Consider the following 23,109-nt stretch of genomic DNA (forward strand, 5'->3'; position numbering starts at 1 on the left):
AAAATTAATTCACAAATCAAGACTAAATATTGATTTTGGCCGTTTCTGGTCTACGCGGGGCGGCTTGGCCGTGCGGATCGGGAAAGGATGGTTCGAAGCGCAGACGGCCGCCGGGGCGAGCGGGGAGGGGCCCTCCGGTTGATCCGGCGCGATAAACTGCTATCTTCGATGCTCCTTTTCGTCAGCTGTGTGATTTCACAGGGTTTTATACAAGGACAGAATTCATGGAACAGATTATTTCACCGGCAGATGCCCTGCCGGGACGACGCGAAGCGATGGTGATTGGTCAGCAGCATGCGGTGAATGGCAACCCGACCCAGGGGCCTTGGCCCGAGAACATGGAGATCGCCTGGTTTGGCATGGGCTGTTTCTGGGGCGTGGAGCGCCTGTTCTGGCAGCAACCGGGCGTCTACTCCACCGCGGCCGGTTATCAGGGCGGCGTGACCCAGAATCCCACCTACAAAGAGGTGTGCAGCGGGCTGACCGGTCATGCCGAAACGGTGCAGGTGGTGTTTGATCCGGCGGTGATCAGCTACGGCGACCTGCTCAGACTGTTCTGGGAGCAGCACGATCCGGCGCAGGGGATGCGTCAGGGCGGGGACATTGGCACCCAGTATCGCTCGGTGATCTTCTATGGCGACGAGAGTCAGCAGATCATTGCTCAGCAGAGCATGGCGGCCTACCAGCAGGCGATGGCGGCAAGCGGTGACAGCCGTGCCATCACCACCCGCATTCTGCCGCTGGCACCCTTCTATTACGCCGAGGATTACCATCAGCAATATCTGGAGAAAAATCCGGATGGCTACTGCGGATTGGGTGGCATTGGAGTCTGTTTGCCGCCCAGCCTGAACCGCTGAACAGGTTTGTAGTCGATTTCTTAATAAAAGTGAAAATAAATGGTCGGAGGAGGGAACTTATCGCGACCAGTCGGGACTAACTAGGTAGCGTCCAGGGATCGGATGCAAAGTCCAGACACATTTCTTGCCTTGATAACCGCCTGATGAATGAACGCACTGGCGGGTTGAAAATGATAGCAAGCAGGGCTGCCCACCAAGGCGGCCCTTTTCCTTATCTGCTGCTTTGAAATCTTGCGTTGGGCGGGAGAGCCGGACGGCAGATCAGCCGATGGCGCTGTCGAACAGGTTCTTGATGAGATCGATAAACTCGATGAGGAAGGTTTTCTGTTCCGGGGTCGGGGCGCGCAGCCAGACGGCGGAGAGCACCTCTTCCAGATCGGCGACCACGGCGTCGGCCTCCTGCATGATGGCGAAACGCACCTTGGGATCGAGCTGGGGGTTTTGCTCGCAAATGGCCATCAGATTGCTGGCAACACGGCCACTGACCAGATCTTCGATGGTCTCTTCACCATCGTTCTGCTGTTGGGATTCAAACAATCCCAAACTCTCCACCAGATACTCGATCAGCGAGATATAGCCTTCACTTTCTACCACCATGGTTGCTGCCTCAATACAGTAACAATACGAAAATTAAGCGTATTTTAGTGGCTTGCCCTAGCTTGGCAAGCAGCAGTGCAGGCGATGGCGAGTAAAACTGACTCCGCCCCGCTCCACGCACTCCAGCCCGGTCAACGTAAAGCCATGTCGTAAAAATAGCTCATAACTGAAGGCGCTGGCCTCGGTGGTGATGAGCGTCAGACCGAGCCCTCTGGCCCCCGCGAGCGCCGTGGTGAGCAGCAGATTGCCCAGCCCCTGGCGCTGATGGTCGGCGCTCACATAGAGCAGGCTGAGGTGGCCATCGGGGCTCAGAGTGACAAAACCGAGGGGCACATTTGCCTGCTCCGCCACCCAGCCGTGGTGTTCACGCAGCTGGCTGACAAAGCCCGGATGCTGTGAACCGAGGGCCCACTGCTCCACCTGTTCGGCGCTGTAGTGCTCGGGGCCGCTGCGTCGCACCGCCTGCTCAAACAGGGTCACGAGAGCGGGGATATGTGCCTCGCCAAGGGGGACAATACAAAGTGCTGGACTAAGTGCTGGCGTCATAAGATTGGGCCATCAGTAGGGGTGAGGGGGCGCGGCGCCTGTGGCCGTTTGGCTTTGGGCAGACCCGCGACAACCCGCTCATAGGAGTGGTGCACCCAGCCCTGCCACAGATCATCTGGCAAGGTGCTGTTCAGGGTCACTGTGTTCCAGTGTTGCTTGTTCATATGCCAGCCCGGTTTGACCTCGGGGTGGATCTCGCGCAGCAGCAACGCCAGCTCGGGCTCGCATTTGAGGTTGATGGTGAGCGGCTCGGCCTGCCAATCCACCAGCGCGAACATCTTGCCCGCGATGCGGTAGACCAGGATCTCCGGGCCAAACGGGGTATCTTCGGTGGCGCCCGGCAGGGTCAGCAGAAAGTGGCGCAAACGGGTCAAATCCATGGAAAATTCTCGCGCAAGGGGTGATCCGGGTCATTTCAGGCGCATATCTATCGGCGGGCCTGTTCTGTTAATATGCGCGCAGCCGAGTATACCCCCCATCACCAAGGGAGCCTATTGGATGTTGTATCACAAGACTTTCGAACTGGGTCCCGAGCGGGATTGGGTGGTGTTTGTCCACGGTGCCGGTGGCAGCTCCTCCATCTGGTTCAAGCAGCTGCGCGCCTATCGCGAACACTTCAACGTACTGCTGCTGGACTTGCGCGGCCACGGCCAGTCTCACCAGCTGCAACAGGTGGTCAAGGGCCACTACAGCTTTCGGGAAGTGACCGAAGATATCGTTCGGCTGCTCGATCATCTCGATATCCGCCGCGCCCACTTTGTCGGCATCTCCCTTGGCACCATCCTAATTCGCCATCTGGCCGAGCTCTGCCCGGAGCGGGTGAAAAGCATGGTGCTGGGAGGCGCTATCTTGCGGCTCGATATCCGCTCGCGGGTGCTGGTGCAACTGGGCCGACTCGGCCAGCACTTCCTGCCCTATATGTGGCTCTACCGGCTGTTTGCCTTCATCATCATGCCGCGCCAGCATCATCAGGAGTCGCGCAACCTCTTTGTGCGCGAGGCCCGCAAGCTCTGCCAGAAAGAGTTCAAACGCTGGTTCCGCCTCGCCACCGAGGTCAATCCGCTGATGCGTTACTTCCGCGAACGCTCCCTGCCCATTCCCACCCTTTATGTGATGGGGGAGGAGGATCATATGTTTCTGGCCCCGGTGCGCGAACAGGTGGCCCGCGATGCCAGCTCCTCGCTGGCGGTGATCCAGCAGTGTGGCCATGTCTGCAATGTGGAGCAGCCGGAGCAGTTTAATCGCCGTACGCTGGCATTTATTCAATCGCTGGGGAGCGGACGGAAATAAGGATTCATTACGCTGTGCATTCAGGTCATGCTACAGCGGCATTGCAAGCTGGCCGCGAGCAAAGCGCTGCCAACGTGCAATAGATGCCGCTGTCTTGGCGATCGTATAAGCCGCATACTTTCAAGCTACAAGGGGTGATCTGCCCCCCTGATTCTTTATAATGCCCCCCTTTAAAACCGCCGGACCCCGGTTCGGCGCGCGCTGATGGCTGGCTACGTCATCAGGCAGATTATCAGGATTGAGAAACGGTTATGCATACTCTGGAACAGCTGCGTGCGGGTGAACTGTGCGGTGCCCGCCATCTGAAGCTTTGTGAAAACCTGACGGAGTTCCCCACCGAGATTTTGAGCCTGAAAGAGACGCTGGAGGTGCTGGATCTCACCGGCAACCAGCTGAGCACGCTCCCTGACGAGCTGGCCGGGTTTGGCAAACTGCGCATTATCTTCTGCTCCGAGAACCGCTTTATCGAGCTGCCCGAGGTGCTGGGGCGCTGTCCGGCGCTTACTATGGTGGGCTTTAAGGCTAACCAGATTGCTACCGTCTCGGCCAAGGCGCTGCCCGCCGGTTTGCGCTGGCTGATCCTGACCGACAACGCGGTGGAACAGTTGCCTGATGAGCTGGGTCAGTGCGACGCCCTGCAAAAGTTGATGCTGGCGGGCAACCGCCTGCGCGAGCTGCCCGTAAGTCTTGCCAACTGCCGCAATCTGGAGCTCCTGCGCATCGCCGCCAACCGCATCGAACGTTTCCCCGAGTGGCTGCTCTCACTGCCGCGCCTTTCATGGCTCGCCTACTCCGGCAACCCCTTTAGTGAAGGGGAGGAGGCGCGGGCCATCGATGATGCCCATGTAGAACCCCTTTCCTGGGAGACGCTGGCGCTGGGCGAGTTGCTGGGGCAGGGAGCATCCGGCGTTATCCATCGCGCCACCCTTGTGGGCAATCCTGCTGATGAAGTGACTCAGGCGAGCGACAGAGGTGATGGCTGTCAGGTGGCGGTCAAGCTGTTCAAGGGGGCGGTGACCAGCGACGGGCTGCCCCGCTGCGAGATGGCGGCGTCGCTGGCGGCGGGCACTCATCCCAACCTTATCAAGGTGATAGGCAAGGTGGCGGATCACCCCTCCGGCATTCCGGCGCTGGTAATGGAGCTGATCGATCCGGCCTTTGCCAATCTGGCCGGGCCGCCGAGCCTGGACTCCTGCACCCGGGATGTCTATCCCGAGGGGCTGCACCTGAGTGTGCCGGATGCGCTGGCGATGGCCCACGGCATCGCCTCGGTGGCGGGCCATCTGCACCGCGCGGGCATCATGCACGGGGATCTCTACGGTCACAATATCCTGTTTGCCCGCGGGCCTGACGCCCCGGCTCGCGCCCTGCTGGGGGATTTTGGTGCGGCTTCCTTATATGACCGCAGCAACCGCGAGTGGGCCGTGGGCCTTGAGCGGTTGGAAGTGCGCGCCTTTGGTTGTCTGCTTGAAGAGCTGTTAGCCCATTGCGATACGCAAGACTCATCGCTTGATGGGTTGCATCAGCTCAAAGCGGCCTGCCTCTCGGAACTCCCCGCCGAGCGCCCCGATTTTGCTTATATCGAGCGTCAGCTGGCGGCTGCTCGCGCCACGCTGTCGTGATCTTTCTGGCGTTGGCAGGCACGAGTTGGCCTGCCAACGTCATTCCTTTTATTCCTTCATCGCCATACACCCATGACGTTTTTGTATGGGTTGGTATGCTTCTGCCCGTCATAAACGCACTCAATAGCGCTCATTGCGACTGTGAGGCGCACGGAAAGGTGACGTCCCGCCATTCGCCCGATAACACGCAGAGGCTGCGCGGCAAAAAGGGGAGGGCAGAGGGTTGCGCGGTGCCGGTTAAGTTGTGATATTGAGGCATCTTTAGTACAGAAGGGTAATAACGATGGAAGCTGCGTTTTGGCATCAGCGTTGGGAAGAGAACCGAATTGGCTTTCATCAGGCGGACTTCAACCACTGGCTGCAATCCTGGTGGTCAGCTCAGCAAGCGGACGAGCCGGTGCTGGTTCCCCTGTGTGGCAAGTCTCGCGATATGCTCTGGCTGAGCGCTCAGGGCCATCCGGTCGACGGTTTCGAGCTATCGAGCCTTGCCGTCAGCCAGTTCTTCAGTGAAAACCAGCTCGCCGCGACCGTGAGCGAAGTGGGCCCTTATCAGTGCCATCAGGTGGACAGCCTGCGCATTTTTCAGGGAGATTTTTTCGCTGCCCCCAGTCTGGGTCGCCGTTACCGGCTGGTCTATGACCGCGCGGCGCTGATCGCCCTGCCGACCGCGATGCGCCGCCAGTATGCTGCCCTGATCAGTTCGCTGGTCGAGACCGGTGGCCAGATCCTGCTGGTAACCCTCGAATATCAGCCGGAGCAGCAGAGTCAGCCCCCCTTCTCGGTGGGTGAGATGGAGGTGCGGGCCCTGTTTGAGCGCGATTTTCGTATCGAGGTGCTGGGGCGCGCTGCCGAGGTGGATCACCCGCGGGTGTTGTCGGGCCAGCTCTCCTACTTCGATGAGGTGGCCTACCGGCTGGTTCGCCGGGGTTAACGGGCAGCTAACGGGCGGCCAAAGAGTGATCTGCGCCGACAAATCATCGGGCTACGCGCTCTTCGCTACCTCCTTTGACGTAGATCAACGTGATTGGCGGGGGGAGTGCCTAATATGAGGCTGTTTCTCAATCACTGTTGGCATTGCAAAGCGAGTGTCGGGTCTTTCCCGCTTGCTGATCAGCAACTCAGTGTCTGATTTTCACGCTCATGTTCACTTTTGGCGGCTTTGGTCGCAATTGTTATGGTTTTTCCAGCCGACCCTGATGGGTCGGCTTTTTATTGCCTGCGATTTGCCGTGGGAAGGAAAAACGGGGGATGTCGAGGCCTGATCAGGCTTCGAAGGTGGCGGCATTGAGCCGAAATGCCCGTGGATCGTCGATAAACTGGCCGGTGATCCGCTCGTCATGTTCGTGCCCCTGACCATAGCTGCAGAGGATCAGCCGATCGGAGGTGCGCGAACGCAGTTGGGTGATAAAGCGCACCAGATCGGCGCGGCTCAACTTGCCCACCTCGTCGCAGACCCGCTCCCGCTGATCGAACCCCAGATCCTTGTTGCCGATGCTGACCCACAGCCGCTGGCCGCGACTGCGCAGGTTGGCATCCCGCTCGCTCAGCTGGGCTTGCAGCCCCGCCTTGCTCTCCTGCCACTGCTGTTCGGTAAATTCGAGCATGGCGAGCGGGAAGAGGTCGATAAACTCCTCCACCGCATCGAGCAGGATCTGCGGCCCCGCCACCGGCGACTGGATATAGAAGATCAGCCCCGGGTGGCGATTGAGGGGCAGGTTGCCGGCACCCACCACATACCCCAGTTGTTGGCGGGTGCGCAGCTCGTGGAAGAAAGTAGAGGACATGATGTGGTTCGCCAGAGTGAAGCAGGCGAGATCCCGCGCTCGGGTGGTGCGGGATTGGTAGTAGACCAGGAGCGCCGAGTCTTCGTGATCGCAACCCTGCTCGCGAATAAGGGTGCCCCTGTCCTGAATGGAGATGAGCGGACGACGGGTCTCGCCGCTCGGCTTGCTGCTGGTGCCATTGATATCGCTCAGGTGGCGCTCCATCAGGGCGGCCAGCTCCAGTGCTTCGGCGGCAGTCCAGTCGCCATGCACCAGCGCTTCGACATGCACCTCGCCAAACAGCTGGGCCACGAAGCCGGGCATCTCTTCCAGCTCGACGGTGCGCAGGTGACGCAGCAACTGCTCGAACGGCGGGTTGTTGGGTTGCAACAGGCTGGTGAGCTGGTTAAAGAGCTGGGAGATGGGGCGCGCCTTGGACTGGTTGTCCCAGTTGCGAATGAGCTGCTCCTTGATCTCGGCGAAGCGACCCGGATCCGGATACCCCAGGGTGCGGTTGCCGAGGATCATGTCGAGCAACAGCGGCTGCTTGTCGGCAAAGCCGCTCAGGTTGATGGTAAAGCCCCCCTGATGGGCATAGATCTGGTAACCCAGCCCCGCCAGCTCCGCAGGATAGGTGAGGGCGTTGAGGTGGTCGGCCAACAGCTCCACGGCGAGGCGCGCCATGGCGATATTGCGCGGATTTTTTACCGCATGTTCGCTGTCGATGGAGATGTAGAGATTGCCCTTGGGCACGCTGAACAGGTGCTCATGGAGGTGCCAGAGGCGAAAACCGGGGCGATCGATAAGACAGGCGGGCATGTCGGCGGCAAGCTCGGGCGTACGCGGATCGAGCCTACTGCTGATAAAGGGGTTGGGCTTGGGTAGCGCCAGCGCCGGATCCGGCTCGCTCTGCTGCCAGCGAATTTTCTCGGCCTCGGTAATGGTCGTCACGCTGTAGGGGGTCTGATACCAGCGGGCCAGCCGATCGGTCGCCACTTCCGGCGCAGTGATGGTGATACGCAGGTTGTGCGGGGTGAGCTTGGCGAGGAAGCGGCGGATCAGCCCCTCGTCATATTCGCGCATCATGTAGTCGCCGTAGAGCAGATCCTCAGGCTGGTAGCTAAAGAGGTTGAGCACCAACCCCGACACCGTATCGAGGGGGCGGCCGCGCTCCTGAAAACGGAATGCCGATTCGAGCACGGTCCGTTTTTCGTCATAGCGCCAGCTCTGCAGCCCTTCGCGGCCAATCAGTTTCAGATAGCCAAACAGGGCGGCGAGGATGTCGTCCACATGTTCAAGGCCGAGCGGGGTGAGGCCGAAGTTGACGCCAAAATCCTTGAAGTTGGCGCCGCTGATGCCACCGCCCGCCGAGAGCTGGTTGACCCAGCCTTTCGCTTTAAGCAGGGAGAGCAGGCTGCCATCCCCCTCATAACCGATCAGATGGCTCAGGAAGGTGAGGGGCTTTTTGTCGTAGAACTCGTCCACATTGGGCAAGGGGAAGCTGAGCGACAGCTTGCGGGTCTCCTTGACCGGATTGATGTGGATGCGCACGCCGAGATCATCGAGCCGGTAAAGCGGCATGGTGAGCGTCGGGGTTCCCAAATTGCGATTCAAAATGGGAGCAAAGTAGCGACAGCACCACTGCAACTGGGTATCGATGGATTCCGGCGAGATCATCACCAACGCCATGCGATCCGCGCTGTAGTGGCTTTCGTAAAAACGAATAAGATCGGAGCGCAGATCCCGTCCCGGCAGATCGGCCAGGGTATCGAGGTTGCCCACCGAGAACTTGGAGAAGGGGTGCGCCGGGTTGACCGTCTCTTTATGCACCTGATAGCTGCGGCGCATGTCGTCCTGCAGTTTGAGGCGATACTCGGAGTCGACCGCGTTGCGCTCCTTGTCCACCCACTCCGGATCAAAGGTGGGGCAGATAAAGAACTGGGAGAAGCGATCCAGCCCCGCTTCGAAGAAGCCGTTGTCGATCTCGAAGAAGAAGTTGGTGAATTCGGTGCCAGTCCAGGCGTTGTTGCTGCCGCCATGACGGCTCATAAATTGCTGGTACTCACCAGGCTTGGGGTAGGTGCAGGTGCCGAGAAACAGCATGTGCTCCAGAAAATGTGCCATTCCCTGCCGGTCGGCGGGATCGTCAAAATGGCCGGTATTGACCGCCAGAGAAGCGGCGGATTTGTCGGTGTCGGGATCACAAATCAACAAGACCCTGAGCCGGTTGGCCAGCTCCAGAAAATGGTATTGCCGATGGTCATTGGGACTGGCATATGGGCTCATTGGCGTGTGACTCACGTTGGATTTATTTGAATTTAAACATGATTATCGACCCCGCTATCCCGTCAGGCAAACCCTTTTCTGAGAGGTAGCGCAATTGTTTCCACACCCGTGGCGGGGTAAGATCCCCCGGCTATCAAAACAGGCCCGTTGGGCGAGGTTGTAATGAAGATCTATATCATGCGTCATGGCCAGGCTGGCATGAATGCGAAAACAGATGAACAGCGTCCATTGACCGAGCAGGGTATTGAAGAGTCTATCCAGATGGCCCGCTGGCTGGCGCCTCAGCTGATTGGCCCGCTGGATCGGGTGATCCACAGCAACTATCTGCGGGCACGCCAGACCTGGCAAGCCATATGCAGTGAATTGCCTGACGCAGCAGCCGTTGAAGAGAGTGGCGACATTACCCCTTACGGTGATCCCGCTTTCGTGGCCAGCTACCTCACCACTTTGGCGCAGCAACATGACCAAATCCTGATGGTCAGCCATCTGCCGCTGGTGGGTTATCTGGTGCAAAGCCTCTGCCCGGCCGCAGGAGCACCCATGTTCGCCACCTCGGGGATCGCCTGTATCGAGTGGCACGATGGCAAAGGAGCCTTGCTCTGGCTCGAAGGGCCGCATACAATAGGCTAAAAGTTAATAAAAAGTTATAGATTGAATTTTTTGGGAAGAGATGGGCGAGTTTTCCGGATTTTTATAAATATTTTACGGAATTAATTCGCAGAAGCTGCTGTCATACGGATACAACTGCAAGAGGTTGCAAACGATGAGAGTGTTCAAGAAGTACCTGCCACTGATGGTGGCAAAGCATGTCAAAACCTTCTTTAAAGGTCGGATTTACATTCATGGTCGGGGGCGGTTTGATTTCCAATCCGGTTTGTTGCTGATGCCGAATCCGGCGGATATTCCCCATCGCCAGACAGTCACCGAGGTCAACGAGCTGATCTCCAGACTGCACATGGATGCCGCGTGATGCGCTTCTGAACCTGTTTCTGCACTGATATGCCCGCACTTTTGCGGGCATATTTGTTTCTGGCTACTGGCGTTCACCATGTGGCTGTTCAGGCCCACACCTTTGTTTATCTTCCATCGCCCCCTATACTGGCCCGCTGTTGTTTCTTCGGTCTGGATCCTCTCATGCCCTTTGCCTTTCTGTTTCCTTTCTCCTGCATTGCCATCTGGGCTGGCAATGGCATCGTCAGCAAACTGGCGGTTGGTGTGTTGTCCCCGGCAGCCTTGGCCTGGTCGCGCTGGGTGGTGGCTGCGCTGGTATTAAGCCCGTTTCTGGCCCGTCGAGTATGGCGTGCGCGTGCCCGCATTCGTGCCGGCCTTTGGCAGATCGCCATGCTGGCCTCGCTGGGCATGGTGCTTAATCAGACCTTTGGGTACTACGCCGCACAGACCATGGGGGCCACCGAGATGGGATTGATGATGGGGCTGACGCCACTGTTGACCGTGTTACTCAGCATCTGGCTGCTGCGTGAGCGGCCCACCTGGGGCGCCGTGCTGGGGGCGCTGCTCTCCATCTTTGGCTTGTCTATCTTGCTGGGGCAGGGGGATCCGACCCGACTGTTTACCCAGGGTATTCATATCGGCTCTGTCTACATGCTGCTCTCGGCGGGCACTTATGCCCTTTATAGCGTGCTGCTCAAGAAGTGGGATTTGGGGCTCGACAACTGGTCGCTGCTCTACGGTCAGGTGCTCTGCAGTGTGCTGATCCTGACCCCCTTCTTTCTGCTGGTGGATGGTCAGCTGCCAGAGGGGCGTGCGATCTGGCTGATCTTCTATGCGGGGATCCCCGCGTCGGCCCTCTGTCCCTGGCTCTGGATGCAGGGGATCACCCTGCTTGGTGCCAATCGTACCGCCATCTTTATGAATCTGCTGCCAGTGATGACGGCTGGCCTTGCCATCACCCTGCTGGGAGAGCGGCTGACCAGCTATCACCTGATCGGGGGCGGTCTGACTCTGCTGGGGGTTTTGCTGGCTCAGTTGCTGGTGCGTCCGGTGGTGATGGGTCGTCGCCGGGAGGTGTTGGCTCCTTGTCCCGAAGAGTAATCTTGCGTGAAAGCGTAGATGGGCCCAATGGCCCGCTTGGCCGCCAATGAAAAGCGCCTGCAGCAATGCCGGCGCTTTTTTATGGTCACATCTTGCCGAGCCGGTTACTGGGCAACCAGATAGAGCTCCTTGCTGTAGACCACATCCTGCGGGTTAAGGTGGGGATAGCCTTTCACGAAAGGTTTGAGCAACCTTGATTTGACCGAGAAATAGATGGGGGCGATGGGGGCATCCGCATCAATGAGTGCCTCTGCCTGTTGATACAGGGCATTGCGTTCAGCGGGATCCAGCGAGTCTTGGGCCTTGGCCAGCAGGGCGTCGTACTCCTTGTTGAACCACTTGCCGCTGTTGGCGCTGCTGCTGGAGGTCATGATGTCGAGGAAGGTGGAGGCATCGTTATAATCCCCGTTCCAGCCATAGCGGCTAACCCCGAAATCCCCCTCGTTGAGTGCCGAGACCATGGTCTTCCACTCCATGTTGTTGAGGGTGGCAGTGACCCCTAGGTTGTGTTTCCACATGGAGGAGACGGCCAGCGCAATCTTTTTGTGGCTCTCGTTGGTGTTGTAGAGAATGTCCACTGTGAGTGGCTTGTCCGGGCCATATCCCGCTTCGGCCAACAGGGCTTTGGCTTGCTTGATCCGCTCCTCTTTGCTCTGCAGCTGGCTGGCCGGTTTTTTCAATTCAAAACCGTCCACAATGGGGGGCGTGAAGCTATATGCGGCAATTTGTCCCTGTCCCAGGATCTTGTCGGTGATGGTCTCCCGGTCGATGGCGAGCGAGAGCGCCTTGCGTACTTTCGGGTCATCGAACGGTTTGCGCTGGGTATTGAAGACATAGTAATAGCTGGCCAGCGTGGGGACGCTGACCAGTTCTTCCGGGCTCTTGCTCTTGAGCTGCTTGTACTGCTCCAGCGGATAAGGGGTGTAGTGCAGTTCACCGGTGCGATAGCGGTTGTAGGCGGCGGTTTCGGAGACGATCTCCAGATAGATCACCTTGTTCAGGACGGTGTGCTGGTTGTTCCAGTAGTGGGTATTGCGCTCGGCACTAAGCCGCTCGTTGGGGGTCCACTCCTTGAGTACAAAGGCACCGTTGGAGACGATATTGCCCGGTTTGACCCAATCCTTGCCGAATTTTTCAATGGTGGCCTTGGGGGCCGGGAACGTGGTGTAGTGGGCCAGCGTCTTCAGGAAGAAGGGAACCGGATTTTTCAGGGTAACCTGCAGGGTGTGGTCATCGAGCGCCTTGATCCCGAGCTCTGACGGGCTCTTCTTGCCCTGGGTCACCTCGCTTGCATTGACCACTCCGGTCAACTCGATAAACCAGGCGTAGTTGGAGGCCGTCTTGGGATCGGCCGCCCGTTGCCAGCCGTACACATAATCGGCGGCGGTGACCGGTTCACCGTTTGACCACTTGGCCTCGGGCCTCAGCTTGAAGGTGTAGACGGTACCTGTCTTGTCGACCTCGTAGCTGACGGCGCCTGCTGGTTTGATCTTGCCGGTATTATCCAGCTCATAGAGCCCTTCAAACAGATCGTTGACGATGGCACTACCGGCGGTCTCTTCCACCAGCTGGGGGTCGATGGTGGTGGGTTCGGTGCCGATATTGGTCACGTAGATTTGTTGGGCATCCGGCAGCAGCTTGGTACCGGCAGGCACCTGGGCAGCCCAGGCGGGAAGTGCAAACAGTCCGGCTACCATGCCGGCAATGAGAGTCTTGTTCATTGATAATCCTTGAGTTTTATTTGCTTCCAAAGCGAAATCAGTGTGCTGGATTGGCGATCGGATCTCAAGAGGCAATGGCTGAGGGAACGGCAGGCCCACCAGACTCCATTTTTAATGGCTCAAGGCCAGTCAGCTCATGGCTTGTCGCAGGTTATTGCCACGAATTAAGGGTCCGGAAGTTATCGATTGAAACCGAATGAAAAGCCTCTTTTACCATAACGTGAGGCGAAATAGCCTATTTAATAGGCCGCTTAATTCGCTGCAAAAACAAAAAACAGACGTTACATTAGGTTACAAATCAAGGCCGCCGGTGATCGGCATTTTTTTTGCCGATGCCTGCAAACGTTTTCAATGCCAACGGATGCGATCTAAAGGAACAAAAATGCGAAACATGATCACCATGGGTGAGTTCATAGTCAAAAAGCAGGCGGATTATCCTACCGCGACCGGCGAGCTGACCTCGTTGCTCAGCTCGATCCGCCTTGCTGCCAAGGTGGTGAACCGGGAGATCAACAAGGCGGGACTGGCGGATATCATCGGTTCCATGGGCGCTGAAAACGTACAGGGCGAGGTGCAGCAGAAGCTGGATGTCTACGCCAACGAACGCTTCAAGGCGGCGTTAGAAGCGCGCGGCGAGGTGTGTGGCATGGCCTCTGAAGAGGAAGAGGACTTTGTCGCCTTTGACTCACCGCTCTCCAAAAACTCCAAGTATGTGGTGCTGATCGACCCGCTCGATGGCTCCTCCAATATCGACGTCAACGTCTCGGTCGGAACCATCTTCTCCATCTACCGCCGTTTGAGCCCGCAAGGTTCGCCGGTGACGCTGGAGGACTTCCTGCAACCGGGCAACCGTCAGGTCGCCGCCGGTTATGTGGTCTACGGCTCCTCCACCATGCTGGTCTACACCACCGGCTTTGGCGTCAACGGCTTTACCTACGACCCCTCCATCGGTTGTTTCTGCCTCTCCCACGAGAACATCCGCATTCCGGACGAGGGCAAGATCTACTCCATCAACGAGGGCAACTACATCAAGTTCCCGGATGGGGTGAAGAAGTACCTCAAATATTGTCAGGAGCGCGACGAGGCGACCCACAGACCTTACACCTCACGTTATATCGGCTCCTTGGTTTCCGATTTCCATCGCAACCTGCTCAAGGGTGGCATCTACATCTATCCGTCCGGCACCAACTCGCCGAACGGCAAGCTGCGCCTGCTCTATGAGTGCAACCCGATGGCGTTTCTGGTGGAGCAGGCCGGTGGCAAGGCATCCGATGGCTTTGGCCGCATCATGGATATCCAGCCCACCGCGTTGCACCAGCGTACCCCTTACTTTGTTGGCTCGACCAAGATGGTGGAGCGGGCCGAGGCCTTTATGCGCGAGTTCTCCGCCCATGAGGATCCAGCCAACCAGGGCTGATCGTCAGAGGTGTAGGTTGGTGCTGAGCGCAGCGAAGCCCAACATTTACCGATGCGATTCCCTCTCCCCAGGGATAGGGCAGGGTGAGAGGAATGGTTTTCACTGCCCCCCTCATCCCCGACCCTTCTCCCACAAGGGGAGAAGGGAGACGCTAGTAGCCAGCCAACATAAGCAAAACGGGAGCCAATTTGGCTCCCGTTTTTGTTGGCATTCTCTTTCTGGCTCGCCGCCAGCGTTGCAGAGACTCACAGGCTGTTGCTGGCCAGATCAGCCAGCAAACCATCTACCAGTTTCAGGCGCATGGCGCGATCCTGGGTCGGCACCTGGAAGCGCAGCCGGGTCGGCCCGTCCATCTTGTAGACCCGTGGCTGGCTGGAGAGCAGTTTGACCAGATAGGCCGGATTGACCTTGGTCTCTTGCGTGAAGTCGAGATAGCCGCCGCGCTCGCTCATCTCCACCCGGCGAATGCCAAGGGCAGTGGCACGCTGACGGAAGGCAGCCAGCTCCAGCAGGGTTTTGGTCGCCTCCGGCAAGAGGCCGAACCGGTCGATCAGCTCCACTTTTAGCTCGCGAAGCTCCTGCTCGTCCGCCGCACTGGCAATCCGCTTGTACATGGAGAGACGCATATTGACGTCCGGAATATAGTCATCCGGCAGCAGCGCAGGCAGGCGCAGCTCCACCTCGGTGTGCTGGCTCATCAGTTGCTCCAGCGACGGCTCCTTGCCATTTTTCAGTGCCTCGACCGCCTGCTCCAGCATTTCCATGTAGAGGGTGAAGCCCACCGATTCAATCTGGCCGCTCTGATCGTCGCCGAGCAGTTCGCCCGCGCCACGGATCTCCAGATCGTGGGTCGCCAGCGCAAAACCGGCGCCGAGATCTTCGAGCGAGGCGATCGCCTCCAGCCGCTTGGCCGCATCCTTGGTCATCAGCTTGGGGTGGGGGGTGAGCAGGTAGGCATAGGCCTGATGATGGGAGCGGCCAACCCGGCCCCGCAGCTGGTGCAGTTGGGCCAGACCGAGATGATCCGCCCGATCCATGATGATGGTGTTGGCGCTCGGCACGTCGATACCGGTCTCGATGATGGTGGTACAAACCAGCAGGTTGAAGCGCTGATGGTAGAAGTCGGACATGATCCGCTCAAGGTCGCGCTCGCGCATCTGGCCGTGGGCGATGCCGATGCGGGCCTCGGGTACCAGCTCCGCCAGATCGGCGGCGCACTTCTCGATGCTCTCGACATCGTTGTGCAGATAGTAGACTTGACCACCACGCTTGAGTTCCCGCAGTACCGCTTCGCGCACCACAGCCGGTTCGTGCTGACGCACGAAGGTCTTGATGGCGAGCCGCTTGGCGGGTGGGGTGGCGATGATGGAGAGATCCCGCATGCCGGACATCGCCATATTGAGGGTGCGTGGAATAGGGGTGGCGGTGAGGGTGAGGATATCCACATCGGCCCGCAGAGCCTTGATCTTCTCCTTCTGGCGCACCCCGAATCTGTGCTCCTCATCGACGATGAGCAGCCCCAGATCCTTGAAGGTGAGTTCGGATCCGAGCAGCTTGTGGGTGCCGATGATGATATCCACCTTGCCCTCGGCCAATTCCTTCATCACTGCGCTCTGCTCCTTGGCGGAGCGGAAGCGGCTCAGCACCTCGACCCGCACCGGCCAGTTGGCAAAGCGGTCGCGGAAGTTGTCGTAGTGCTGTTGCGCCAGCAGGGTGGTGGGCACCAGCACGGCAACCTGCTTGCCGCCGTGCACCGCCACAAATGCCGCCCGCATCGCCACTTCGGTCTTGCCGAAACCCACGTCGCCGCACACCAGTCGGTCCATGCTCTTGGCCTGACACATGTCCCCCAGCACCGCATTGATGGCGTTGAGCTGATCGTCGGTCTCCTCGAACGGGAAGCTTGCAGCAAATTGGCGATAGGCCTCTTTGTCGTGCTTGAAGGCAAAGCCGGCGCGAGCGGCGCGATGAGCGTAGACATCCAGCAACTCGGCTGCCACGTCGCGCACCTTCTCCGCCGCCTTGCGCCGCGCCTTGCTCCAGGCCTCGCCACCCAGCTTGTGGCTGGGCGGGTTATCAGAGCCGGTGTAGCGGCTGATAAGGTGCAAACTGGTGACCGGCACGAACAGCTTGTCGCCGCCGGCATATTCGAGGGTCAAAAACTCGGTGGGCAGACCACCGGCGTCGATGGTTTCGAGCCCCAGATAGCGGCCGACCCCATGATCCAGATGGACCACCGGCTGACCCTGGGTCAGCTCGCCCAGGTTTCTGATCACCGCATCGGAGCTTAAGTTTTTGCTCTTCTCCCGCGCCCGCTTGCTGCGCACTTTGCCGCCCAGCAGTTCGGTCTCGGTGATCAGCGCCAGTGGATCCTGACCAGCCTCCTGCCAAAGGAAGCCACGCTCAAGCGGTGCAACCAAGAGGCCGTGGCGATCCTGGCTTGCCATAAAGGCGTCGAGGGAGGGGAACTCTTTAGGTTGCAGCGAGATACGCGCCAGCAGATCGCCGAGCACCTCCCGTCGCCCTTCGGATTCCACCGCAAACAGGGTGCGCCCGGCAAAGCCTTGCAGGAACTGGTTAAGCGCCAGCAGAGGTTGCTCCTTGCTGTGATCGAGTTGCAGATCGGGCAGCGCGGAGATGGGCAGATCGTGCTGACCGGCATCACCGGCGGTGGCGGCCTCTTGCAGCCGCACCGCGCCATATTGGCCGAGGGAGGCAAAGAGCTGCTCCACCGGCAGATAGAGCTGGGCCGGTGGCAGCAGTGGGCGGGTGTTGTCCCAGCGTCTGTCTTCATAGCGCTGGCCGATGTCGTTCCAGAAGCGCTGGGCGGCGGGGTAGATATCCCCCACGGTGAGCAGCAGGGTCTCTTCCGGCAGATAGTCAAACAGGCTGGCGGTCTGGTTGAAGAAGAGCGGCAGATAATACTCGATGCCGGCGGGCCAGCGTCCCTTGCTCACCTCCTGATAGACGGAACCCTCGGCCCGCGACAGCTCGAACTGCTCGCGGAACTGGCCGCGAAACAGTTCGATGGCCGCCTCGTCGGTAGGGTATTCCCGGGCGGGCAGCAGGCTGACCGTCTTGACCGGTTCGCTGGAGCGCTGAGTCTCGGGATCGAATGGGCGGATGGAGTCCACTTCATCGTCGAAGAAGTCGATGCGATAGGGGCTGCTGCTGCCCATGGGGAAGAGATCGAGCAGGGAGCCGCGGGCGGCAAACTCGCCGTGCTCCAGCACCTGATCCACCGCCACGTAACCCGCCTCGGCCAGGCGGCCGCGCAACTGTTGCAGATTGAGGCGCTGGCCGGCCTTAACCATCAGGCTGTATTTGTCGAGATAGACCCGGGGGGCGCAGCGCAACATCAGGGTGGAGATGGGGACAATGAGTACCCCCTTGCTCATCTGCGGCAGCTTGTAGAGAGTCTCGAGCCGCTGGGAGATGATGTCCTGATGGGGGGAGAAGGTGTCGTAGGGCAGGGTCTCCCAATCGGGGAACAGCAATACGGGGGCGGACTGATCGGCTAGCTGCTTGTCTGCCAGCAGCTTGCCTGTCAGCAAATACTGTAGCTCCTGCTCCAGGCGCAGGGCGCTCGGGGTATCGGCGGTGATAAGCAGTACCGGCCCTTTGGCTTCATTGGTGAGACGAGCTGCAATCAGCGAGAGGCTGCTGCCGACCAGCTGGCCGAGCGTGATCTTTTGGCCCGCTTTGGCGGGCAAGGCGGGGAGTGTCATTGGCATGGTTCGATTCTTTTAACGTTGACGTTATCTATCGCTGACGTTCGCTCTGGTTAGCGCTGACGTTCTTGGGCGCGCAGCTTGAGCTGCTTCGATTGCACGTGGAGGCTGGCTCGAACCAGCAGTTCACGGTCATCTTCGCGGATCCGCACATAGTCGAGCTGCACATGGGTGCCATGTTCACCGCCGTCGAGCTGTTTGACCTGGCCATAGCAGTAGATGGCGGCCGCCTCTTCCCGCAGGAAGATCTTGAGGCGGACGATCTGGTGCAGGTGCGGCGCATCCCCGTGATCATGATAGGGGTGCAGGTAGGTGAGCTGGCCAGCCCCGAAGCGCAGGGTGTGAAAGCGCTGCTCCGGATGGTCCTGCAGGGAGAGCACATAGCCCATGATCATGTCGATCTTGCGGGACTGCTGATTGACGATCTCGATCAGATCGTGCATCGACTCGTTCTGGTTGCGCAGCAGGCGAGTGGTCACCAAATCGATGGAGGTAATGGCCGAAGAGATCCGAAAGGGCTCCGGCAGCTCAGCGTCCAGCTCCTCCAGCGAGGGGAGGTGGAAGTCGGCCGGCATGGGGATCACATTGACCGGCGTGGCATGAGTGACGCTGAAGAACTGTTCCTGCATGGAGGCTATCCCTTGTTGTCATGGACGGTTTCCCTTTATTATCCGGTATCTTATTTTGTTGGCAACGTACATATCCTTGAAGACCGGACTTTTTCAGCCCCTTTCGCTGGCCATCGGCCTGCGTTATGCAGGCTCGAAGCGCAGCAATCGCTTCGTCTCATTTATCTCCCTGTTCTCTACCTTTGGCATCGCCATCGGGGTCGCCGCCCTGATGGTGGTCATTTCGGTGATGAACGGTTTCGAAGGGCAGCTCAAAGGGCGCATCCTCGGGGTGATCCCCCATGTGGTGGTGACCAATCAGGCTGGCCGCATTGATGCCGACCCGCAAGGCTTGCCGGATCTGGCCAAATTACCCCATGTGGTCGCCTCGGCCCCCATGCTCGACAGCGAAGGGATGCTGCAAAGCCCTGGCCAACTGACCGGGGTGAGCGTGCAGGGGATCGACCCTGCTAAGTGGCCCAAGGATGACATCCTCCATAGCCAGATGCTGGGGGGGCGCCTCGATACCCTGCAGCCCGGCCACTACCGCATCGTGCTGGGGCAGGGGGTGGCACGCCGTCTCAATGTCTCCATCGGCGATCAGGTTCGCCTGATCCTGACCGAGGGGACCCGCTTCACTCCGTTTGGCCGGGTACCGGCCCAGCGCCTCTTTACTGTCTCCGGCATCTTCGGGGTCGGTGCCGATGTGGATAACCAGATTGCGCTGATCGCCCTGGGGGATGCCCAGCGGCTGCTGCGCCTGCCGCCAGAAACCGTCGGTGGCATTCGCCTCTGGCTCGATGATCCCTTTGCCGCTGACGAGGTGATCAAGACGCCGTTGCCGGATAGCTTGCTATGGCAGGATTGGCGCCGCGAGCGGGGCGAGCTGTTCCAGGCGGTCGCCATGGAAAAACGGATGATGGGGCTGATGCTGGTGCTGATCATCGCCGTCGCCACCTTTAACATTCTCTCCGCGCTGGTGATGGTGGTGACGGACAAGGAGGGCGAAGTGGCCATCCTGCGCACCATGGGTATGAGTGAATCAGGTATCGTCAAAATCTTCATGGTACTTGGCGCCTCCAGCGGGGTGATTGGGGCTCTGTTTGGCGGACTGGCGGGCCTTGCGCTCTCCTTGGGTCTCAACCCCCTGCTCAATGCAGTGGGGCTCAACCTCTATATGGCGGCTGGCGGCAGTGGCTTGCCGGTGATTGTCGAGCCGGCTCAGGTCATCACCATTTTGCTGGGCGCCGTGCTGCTGAGCTTCAGTGCCACCCTCTATCCGGCGGCCCGCGCCGCACGGGTGAAACCGGCCGAGGCGCTGCGTTATGAGTAATGCCGTGAATAATACATCTTCTGTTGTTACCTCCGGTGCGAGTACCGGCGTTGTTACTGGTGCCTCTGTGGTCACTGGCGTAAGTGGAGCCCCTGTTATGAATGAAGCCGTATCCCGTGAACCTCTGCTGCGCTGCCAGGCGCTCAATCATGTCTATAAAGAGGGGGAGCTGGAGACTCAGGTGCTCAAGGGGATCGATCTCTGCGTCGCGCCCGGTGAAATGCTGGCGGTGGTGGGGAGCTCGGGCTCCGGCAAGACCACTCTGCTGCATCTGATGGGGGCGCTGGACAACCCCTCCAGCGGCGCCGTGCTGTTCAAGGGGGAGGATATCCACCATTGGGACAGCCGTACCCAAGCCCGTTTTCGCAACCGCGAGCTGGGCTTTGTCTACCAGTTCCACCACCTGCTCTCCGAGTTCAGTGCGCTGGAAAATGCGGCCATGCCGCTGCTGATCGCCGGTGAGTCGGTGGCGGTTGCCACCGAAAAGGCAACCAAGATGCTGGGGCGGGTGGGGCTTTCCCATCGCTTGAATCACCGTCCCTCCGAGCTTTCTGGTGGCGAACGTCAACGTGTGGCGATCGCCCGGGCGCTGGTCAACGAACCGAGTCTGGTATTGGCGGATGAACCCACCGGCAATCTGGATCACGCCAGTGCCACCGCGGTGTACGAACTGCTGTGTGAACTGAATCGTGAACTGGGCACTGCGTTTGTGGTAGTGACTCACGACTTGAGCCTCGCGGCCAAGCTCCATCGCCGGGTGACCCTGGTGAGCGGCGTGATGGCGGAGGTTGCCTGATGTTCAAACCGCTGCCCCTCTTTCTGGGCCTGCGTTACAGCCGCTCCCGCCGTCGCAACGGGTTTATCGCCTTTATTTCTGCCTCTTCCCTGATCGGTATCGCCCTCGGGGTGATGGCGTTGATCCTGGGCCTCTCTGCCATGAACGGTTTCGAGCGGGAGCTTAAAGATCGGGTGCTCTCGGTCGTGCCGCAAGGTGAGCTGGACGCCGTCGAGCGGCCGTTGCCGGATTGGCCGCGTCTGCGTGACTACCTGCTGGCCCAGCCGGGCGTTGAGGCGGCCGCGCCGGTCATTCGCCTCAATGGCCTGCTGGAGCATGGCTCTGCCCTCAAGGGGGTGCAACTGCGCGCCGTGCTGCCCGATCTGGAGGCCAATCTGTCGGATGCAGGCAAATACATGACGGGCCGTGGTCTGCGTGAGCTGCAACCGGGTGAACGTGGGGTGATTCTTGGCAAGACCATCGCCGACAAGCTGGGGGTCAAGGTGGGGGATTCGGTCGCCCTGCTGCTGCCGCAAGGGGGCGATCAGGCCGGGATCAAGAATCCTCGGCGCGAAGCCCTGACCGTGGTGGGGCTGCTGGAGATCGGCGGTCAGCTCGACGGCCTGCTCGGCTTTATGCATCTGGCCGATGCACAAGCGATCACCGGCATGGGCAGCGATGTGGAGGGTTTCAGCCTGCGGGTGAGCGATGTGCTTAATGCACAAAATATTACGATCGCCGCCGCGCAGCAGTTCCCCCATCACGTCTATATCCGCAGCTGGATGAACAGCCAGGGTTATCTCTATCAGGACATCCAGATGGTGCGTACCGTCATGTATGTGGTGATGCTGATGGTGGTGGCCGTCGCCTGCTTCAACATCGTCTCCACCCTGGTGATGGCGGTGAACGAGAAACGCAGCGAAATCGCCATCCTGAAGACCATGGGGGCGAGCCCCTGCCAGATCCGGCTCACCTTCGTTATTCAGGGGATGGTCAACGGCGTGGCTGGTGCCCTGCTTGGCGCCCTGCTGGGCGGGCTGCTTTCGAGCAAGCTGACCCAGATCCTGGGTGTTATTGAGAAGCTCATTGGCCACCGCTTCCTCAATCCGGATATCTACTTCATCGACTTCCTGCCGACTGAGTTGCATATGCAGGATCTGCTTATCGTGACGTGCGCAGCCATCCTGATGAGTCTGGTGGCGACCCTCTATCCCGCCTGGCGGGCGAGCGGTCTGGTGCCATCTCGCGAGCTGGGGCACTGATGCGTTGCATCTAATGCGCAATAAAGAATGAAGGGCCCGCTGGTGCAAACCGGCGGGCCCTGCTGTTTTCAGGTCATGTAGACAGGCTTAGTGAGCGTTAAGCTCATCGAGCGGCAGAGAGAAGCTGGCTACGAAGGTGTCGATAAAGTAGCGCATCTCATCGCTCATCCGCGCTGCCAGCATGGCCTCAAGGCGCTTGCGAGCCGGTTCGAACTCCCGGTTGCCCGCGTTGATCTCCTCCAGACACTTGGTATAGGCGCAGAGGGTGTCGGCATCCTTGACCAGTCTGGCCAGTTCGCCATCCTGGGCTGCCGAATCGAGCAGGGGGCGAAAATCCTCCACCAGTTCCGGCGGCAGCATGCCAAGCAGCCGCTGTTCGGCGGCCAGTTCTATCTTCTTGTACTCGCGGGCGATCTCGGGATTGAAGTATTTGACCGGGGTGGGCAGATCGCCGGTCAGCACCTCACTGCTGTCGTGATAGAGGGCCATCACGGCGGCGCGGTCGGCATTCACGCTGCCGCCAAATAGCCGGTTTTTGATGATGCCGAGGGCATGGGCCACCATGGCCACCTGCAGGCTGTGCTCGGCAATGTTTTCCGGCTGGATGTTGCGCATCAGGGGCCAGCGATAGATGAGTTTCATGCGGGCGAGATTGGCGAAAAAGTGACTGGGTAACATGATGGCCTCAACAAAAGAGAATAGAAAAGGGCAGACCCTAGTCTGCCCTTTTTTTCGTTGCTGGGCAGCGTCTGCCCGCGCATTTCCCGCAGTTAGCGGATATAGCGGCCCGATTCCGCCTCCTGATTGGTCACAATCATCTGGCCAATGGGCGCCAGGCTGATCAGCGCCAGCTTGAGGTGCTGGATACCGAACGGGATACCGATAATGGTCACGAAGCAGGCCAGCGCGGAAGCGATGTGGCCGATGGCCAGCCAGACACCGATCAGCACGAACCAGAGGATATTGCCAATCAGTCCCAGCGTGCCGGTGCCGATATCGCTCTGGCCGGTCATGGTCTTGCGATTGACCGCCTGCTTGCCAAACGGGAAGAAGGTAAAGGTGCCGATCACGAAGCAGGCACGTCCCCAGGGGATGCCGACCAGCGAGATAAAGCAGACAAGACCGGCCAGCCACCAGGCCAGGCCCATAAAGACACCTCCCAGTACAAACCAGAGCAGATTGAACAAGAAGCGGAAAAAGGCCATGTGAGTGACTCCAGATCATCAATTTGGTTGCCACCATAACGAGG

20 protein-coding genes are annotated in these 23,109 nt (G+C 59.4%); 11 read left to right on the forward strand and 9 right to left on the reverse strand.

The window, feature by feature from the left end; genetic code table 11:
• The first annotated feature begins 224 nt into the window (after nucleotides 1-224).
• The gene (msrA, locus tag G5287_RS02500) at nucleotides 225-857 is read left to right on the forward strand and encodes a peptide-methionine (S)-S-oxide reductase MsrA (RefSeq protein ID WP_005352745.1); all 633 of its coding nucleotides are present in this window, start codon (nucleotides 225-227) and stop codon (nucleotides 855-857) included.
• A 261-nt stretch (nucleotides 858-1,118) separates the two neighbouring features.
• Here the strand turns inward: msrA and G5287_RS02505 are convergent, their stop codons facing one another.
• Genes G5287_RS02505 through G5287_RS02515 form a run of 3 tightly spaced genes read right to left on the reverse strand, consistent with a single transcriptional unit; the run spans nucleotide 1,119 to nucleotide 2,380 of the window.
• The gene (locus G5287_RS02505; protein ID WP_005333735.1) at nucleotides 1,119-1,454 is read right to left on the reverse strand and encodes a DUF3802 family protein; all 336 of its coding nucleotides are present in this window, start codon (nucleotides 1,452-1,454) and stop codon (nucleotides 1,119-1,121) included.
• Between the two features lie 57 nt (nucleotides 1,455-1,511).
• On the reverse strand, nucleotides 1,512-2,000 hold the full coding sequence (locus G5287_RS02510) for a GNAT family N-acetyltransferase (RefSeq protein ID WP_115520955.1): 489 nt from the start codon (nucleotides 1,998-2,000) through the stop codon (nucleotides 1,512-1,514).
• Nucleotides 1,997-2,380: an MmcQ/YjbR family DNA-binding protein gene (locus G5287_RS02515; RefSeq protein WP_421230749.1), complete on the reverse strand. Its 384-nt coding sequence runs from the start codon at nucleotides 2,378-2,380 to the stop codon at nucleotides 1,997-1,999. The genes G5287_RS02510 and G5287_RS02515 overlap by 4 nt, the downstream gene beginning before the upstream one ends.
• Nucleotides 2,381-2,498: 118 nt before the next feature.
• Here G5287_RS02515 and G5287_RS02520 point away from each other — a divergent pair, with 118 nt between their 5' ends.
• The 3 genes from G5287_RS02520 to G5287_RS02530 all read left to right on the forward strand — a co-directional run bounded on the left by G5287_RS02520 (nucleotide 2,499) and on the right by G5287_RS02530 (nucleotide 5,843).
• Nucleotides 2,499-3,290 (forward strand): alpha/beta fold hydrolase, encoded by a 792-nt coding sequence (locus G5287_RS02520; RefSeq protein WP_158112256.1) that lies wholly within the window; start codon nucleotides 2,499-2,501, stop codon nucleotides 3,288-3,290.
• 251 nt (nucleotides 3,291-3,541) lie between these two features.
• On the forward strand, nucleotides 3,542-4,912 hold the full coding sequence (locus tag G5287_RS02525; protein ID WP_421230750.1) for a leucine-rich repeat-containing protein kinase family protein: 1,371 nt from the start codon (nucleotides 3,542-3,544) through the stop codon (nucleotides 4,910-4,912).
• 283 nt (nucleotides 4,913-5,195) lie between these two features.
• A complete protein-coding gene (locus G5287_RS02530) occupies nucleotides 5,196-5,843 on the forward strand; it encodes a thiopurine S-methyltransferase (protein ID WP_005337003.1) in 648 nt (215 codons plus the stop codon).
• 331 nt (nucleotides 5,844-6,174) lie between these two features.
• On the opposite strand, the gene G5287_RS02535 is transcribed toward G5287_RS02530, so the two are convergent.
• A complete protein-coding gene (locus G5287_RS02535; protein WP_266133915.1) occupies nucleotides 6,175-8,961 on the reverse strand; it encodes an insulinase family protein in 2,787 nt (928 codons plus the stop codon).
• Nucleotides 8,962-9,123: 162 nt separating this feature from the next.
• On the opposite strand from G5287_RS02535, the gene sixA reads away from it, so the two are divergent.
• The 3 genes from sixA (at nucleotide 9,124) to G5287_RS02550 (ending at nucleotide 11,013) form a co-directional block, all read left to right on the forward strand.
• Entirely contained in the window at nucleotides 9,124-9,591 is a 468-nt protein-coding gene (gene sixA / locus G5287_RS02540) for a phosphohistidine phosphatase SixA (RefSeq protein ID WP_005351311.1), read from the forward strand.
• Nucleotides 9,592-9,724: 133 nt separating this feature from the next.
• Complete coding sequence (locus G5287_RS02545; RefSeq protein WP_005336998.1) at nucleotides 9,725-9,931, forward strand: DUF1107 domain-containing protein; 207 nt, start codon at nucleotides 9,725-9,727, stop codon at nucleotides 9,929-9,931.
• Between the two features lie 164 nt (nucleotides 9,932-10,095).
• Complete coding sequence (locus G5287_RS02550; protein ID WP_266133916.1) at nucleotides 10,096-11,013, forward strand: DMT family transporter; 918 nt, start codon at nucleotides 10,096-10,098, stop codon at nucleotides 11,011-11,013.
• Between the two features lie 104 nt (nucleotides 11,014-11,117).
• Here the strand turns inward: G5287_RS02550 and G5287_RS02555 are convergent, their stop codons facing one another.
• The gene (locus G5287_RS02555; RefSeq protein ID WP_421230751.1) at nucleotides 11,118-12,734 is read right to left on the reverse strand and encodes a peptide ABC transporter substrate-binding protein; all 1,617 of its coding nucleotides are present in this window, start codon (nucleotides 12,732-12,734) and stop codon (nucleotides 11,118-11,120) included.
• Nucleotides 12,735-13,116: 382 nt separating this feature from the next.
• Between G5287_RS02555 and fbp the strand changes: the two genes are divergently transcribed.
• Complete coding sequence (gene fbp / locus G5287_RS02560; RefSeq protein ID WP_236341877.1) at nucleotides 13,117-14,151, forward strand: class 1 fructose-bisphosphatase; 1,035 nt, start codon at nucleotides 13,117-13,119, stop codon at nucleotides 14,149-14,151.
• 245 nt (nucleotides 14,152-14,396) lie between these two features.
• On the opposite strand, the gene mfd is transcribed toward fbp, so the two are convergent.
• Entirely contained in the window at nucleotides 14,397-17,879 is a 3,483-nt protein-coding gene (gene mfd / locus G5287_RS02565) for a transcription-repair coupling factor (protein WP_421230852.1), read from the reverse strand.
• Between the two features lie 56 nt (nucleotides 17,880-17,935).
• A complete protein-coding gene (locus G5287_RS02570; RefSeq protein WP_005351323.1) occupies nucleotides 17,936-18,511 on the reverse strand; it encodes a hypothetical protein in 576 nt (191 codons plus the stop codon).
• A 76-nt stretch (nucleotides 18,512-18,587) separates the two neighbouring features.
• Here G5287_RS02570 and G5287_RS02575 point away from each other — a divergent pair, with 76 nt between their 5' ends.
• The 3 genes from G5287_RS02575 (at nucleotide 18,588) to lolE (ending at nucleotide 21,860) form a co-directional block, all read left to right on the forward strand.
• Entirely contained in the window at nucleotides 18,588-19,823 is a 1,236-nt protein-coding gene (locus tag G5287_RS02575) for a lipoprotein-releasing ABC transporter permease subunit (RefSeq protein WP_421221558.1), read from the forward strand.
• Between the two features lie 97 nt (nucleotides 19,824-19,920).
• On the forward strand, nucleotides 19,921-20,619 hold the full coding sequence (gene lolD, locus G5287_RS02580; protein WP_005336988.1) for a lipoprotein-releasing ABC transporter ATP-binding protein LolD: 699 nt from the start codon (nucleotides 19,921-19,923) through the stop codon (nucleotides 20,617-20,619).
• Nucleotides 20,619-21,860, forward strand: a complete 1,242-nt coding sequence (gene lolE / locus G5287_RS02585) for a lipoprotein-releasing ABC transporter permease subunit LolE (protein WP_421230752.1) — start codon at nucleotides 20,619-20,621, stop codon at nucleotides 21,858-21,860. The genes lolD and lolE overlap by 1 nt, the downstream gene beginning before the upstream one ends.
• Before the next feature lie 87 nt (nucleotides 21,861-21,947).
• Here the strand turns inward: lolE and yfbR are convergent, their stop codons facing one another.
• The gene (yfbR, locus tag G5287_RS02590; protein ID WP_019445066.1) at nucleotides 21,948-22,538 is read right to left on the reverse strand and encodes a 5'-deoxynucleotidase; all 591 of its coding nucleotides are present in this window, start codon (nucleotides 22,536-22,538) and stop codon (nucleotides 21,948-21,950) included.
• A gap of 92 nt (nucleotides 22,539-22,630) precedes the next feature.
• On the reverse strand, nucleotides 22,631-23,065 hold the full coding sequence (locus tag G5287_RS02595) for a YccF domain-containing protein (protein ID WP_005336982.1): 435 nt from the start codon (nucleotides 23,063-23,065) through the stop codon (nucleotides 22,631-22,633).
• Between the last annotated feature and the right edge of the window lie 44 nt (nucleotides 23,066-23,109).

The organism is Aeromonas sp. 603079, from assembly GCF_049172135.1.
Lineage (GTDB): Bacteria > Pseudomonadota > Gammaproteobacteria > Enterobacterales > Aeromonadaceae > Aeromonas > Aeromonas veronii.

Coding starts and splice junctions, on each gene's coding strand:
- msrA (WP_005352745.1), top strand. CDS start 225: ATGGAACAGATTATTTCACCGGCAGATGCCCTGCCGGGACGACGCGAA.
- G5287_RS02505 (WP_005333735.1), bottom strand. CDS start 1,454: ATGGTGGTAGAAAGTGAAGGCTATATCTCGCTGATCGAGTATCTGGTG.
- G5287_RS02510 (WP_115520955.1), bottom strand. CDS start 2,000: ATGACGCCAGCACTTAGTCCAGCACTTTGTATTGTCCCCCTTGGCGAG.
- G5287_RS02515 (WP_421230749.1), bottom strand. CDS start 2,380: ATGGATTTGACCCGTTTGCGCCACTTTCTGCTGACCCTGCCGGGCGCC.
- G5287_RS02520 (WP_158112256.1), top strand. CDS start 2,499: ATGTTGTATCACAAGACTTTCGAACTGGGTCCCGAGCGGGATTGGGTG.
- G5287_RS02525 (WP_421230750.1), top strand. CDS start 3,542: ATGCATACTCTGGAACAGCTGCGTGCGGGTGAACTGTGCGGTGCCCGC.
- G5287_RS02530 (WP_005337003.1), top strand. CDS start 5,196: ATGGAAGCTGCGTTTTGGCATCAGCGTTGGGAAGAGAACCGAATTGGC.
- G5287_RS02535 (WP_266133915.1), bottom strand. CDS start 8,961: ATGAGCCCATATGCCAGTCCCAATGACCATCGGCAATACCATTTTCTG.
- sixA (WP_005351311.1), top strand. CDS start 9,124: ATGAAGATCTATATCATGCGTCATGGCCAGGCTGGCATGAATGCGAAA.
- G5287_RS02545 (WP_005336998.1), top strand. CDS start 9,725: ATGAGAGTGTTCAAGAAGTACCTGCCACTGATGGTGGCAAAGCATGTC.
- G5287_RS02550 (WP_266133916.1), top strand. CDS start 10,096: ATGCCCTTTGCCTTTCTGTTTCCTTTCTCCTGCATTGCCATCTGGGCT.
- G5287_RS02555 (WP_421230751.1), bottom strand. CDS start 12,734: ATGAACAAGACTCTCATTGCCGGCATGGTAGCCGGACTGTTTGCACTT.
- fbp (WP_236341877.1), top strand. CDS start 13,117: ATGCGAAACATGATCACCATGGGTGAGTTCATAGTCAAAAAGCAGGCG.
- mfd (WP_421230852.1), bottom strand. CDS start 17,879: ATGACACTCCCCGCCTTGCCCGCCAAAGCGGGCCAAAAGATCACGCTC.
- G5287_RS02570 (WP_005351323.1), bottom strand. CDS start 18,511: ATGCAGGAACAGTTCTTCAGCGTCACTCATGCCACGCCGGTCAATGTG.
- lolD (WP_005336988.1), top strand. CDS start 19,921: ATGAATGAAGCCGTATCCCGTGAACCTCTGCTGCGCTGCCAGGCGCTC.
- lolE (WP_421230752.1), top strand. CDS start 20,619: ATGTTCAAACCGCTGCCCCTCTTTCTGGGCCTGCGTTACAGCCGCTCC.
- yfbR (WP_019445066.1), bottom strand. CDS start 22,538: ATGTTACCCAGTCACTTTTTCGCCAATCTCGCCCGCATGAAACTCATC.
- G5287_RS02595 (WP_005336982.1), bottom strand. CDS start 23,065: ATGGCCTTTTTCCGCTTCTTGTTCAATCTGCTCTGGTTTGTACTGGGA.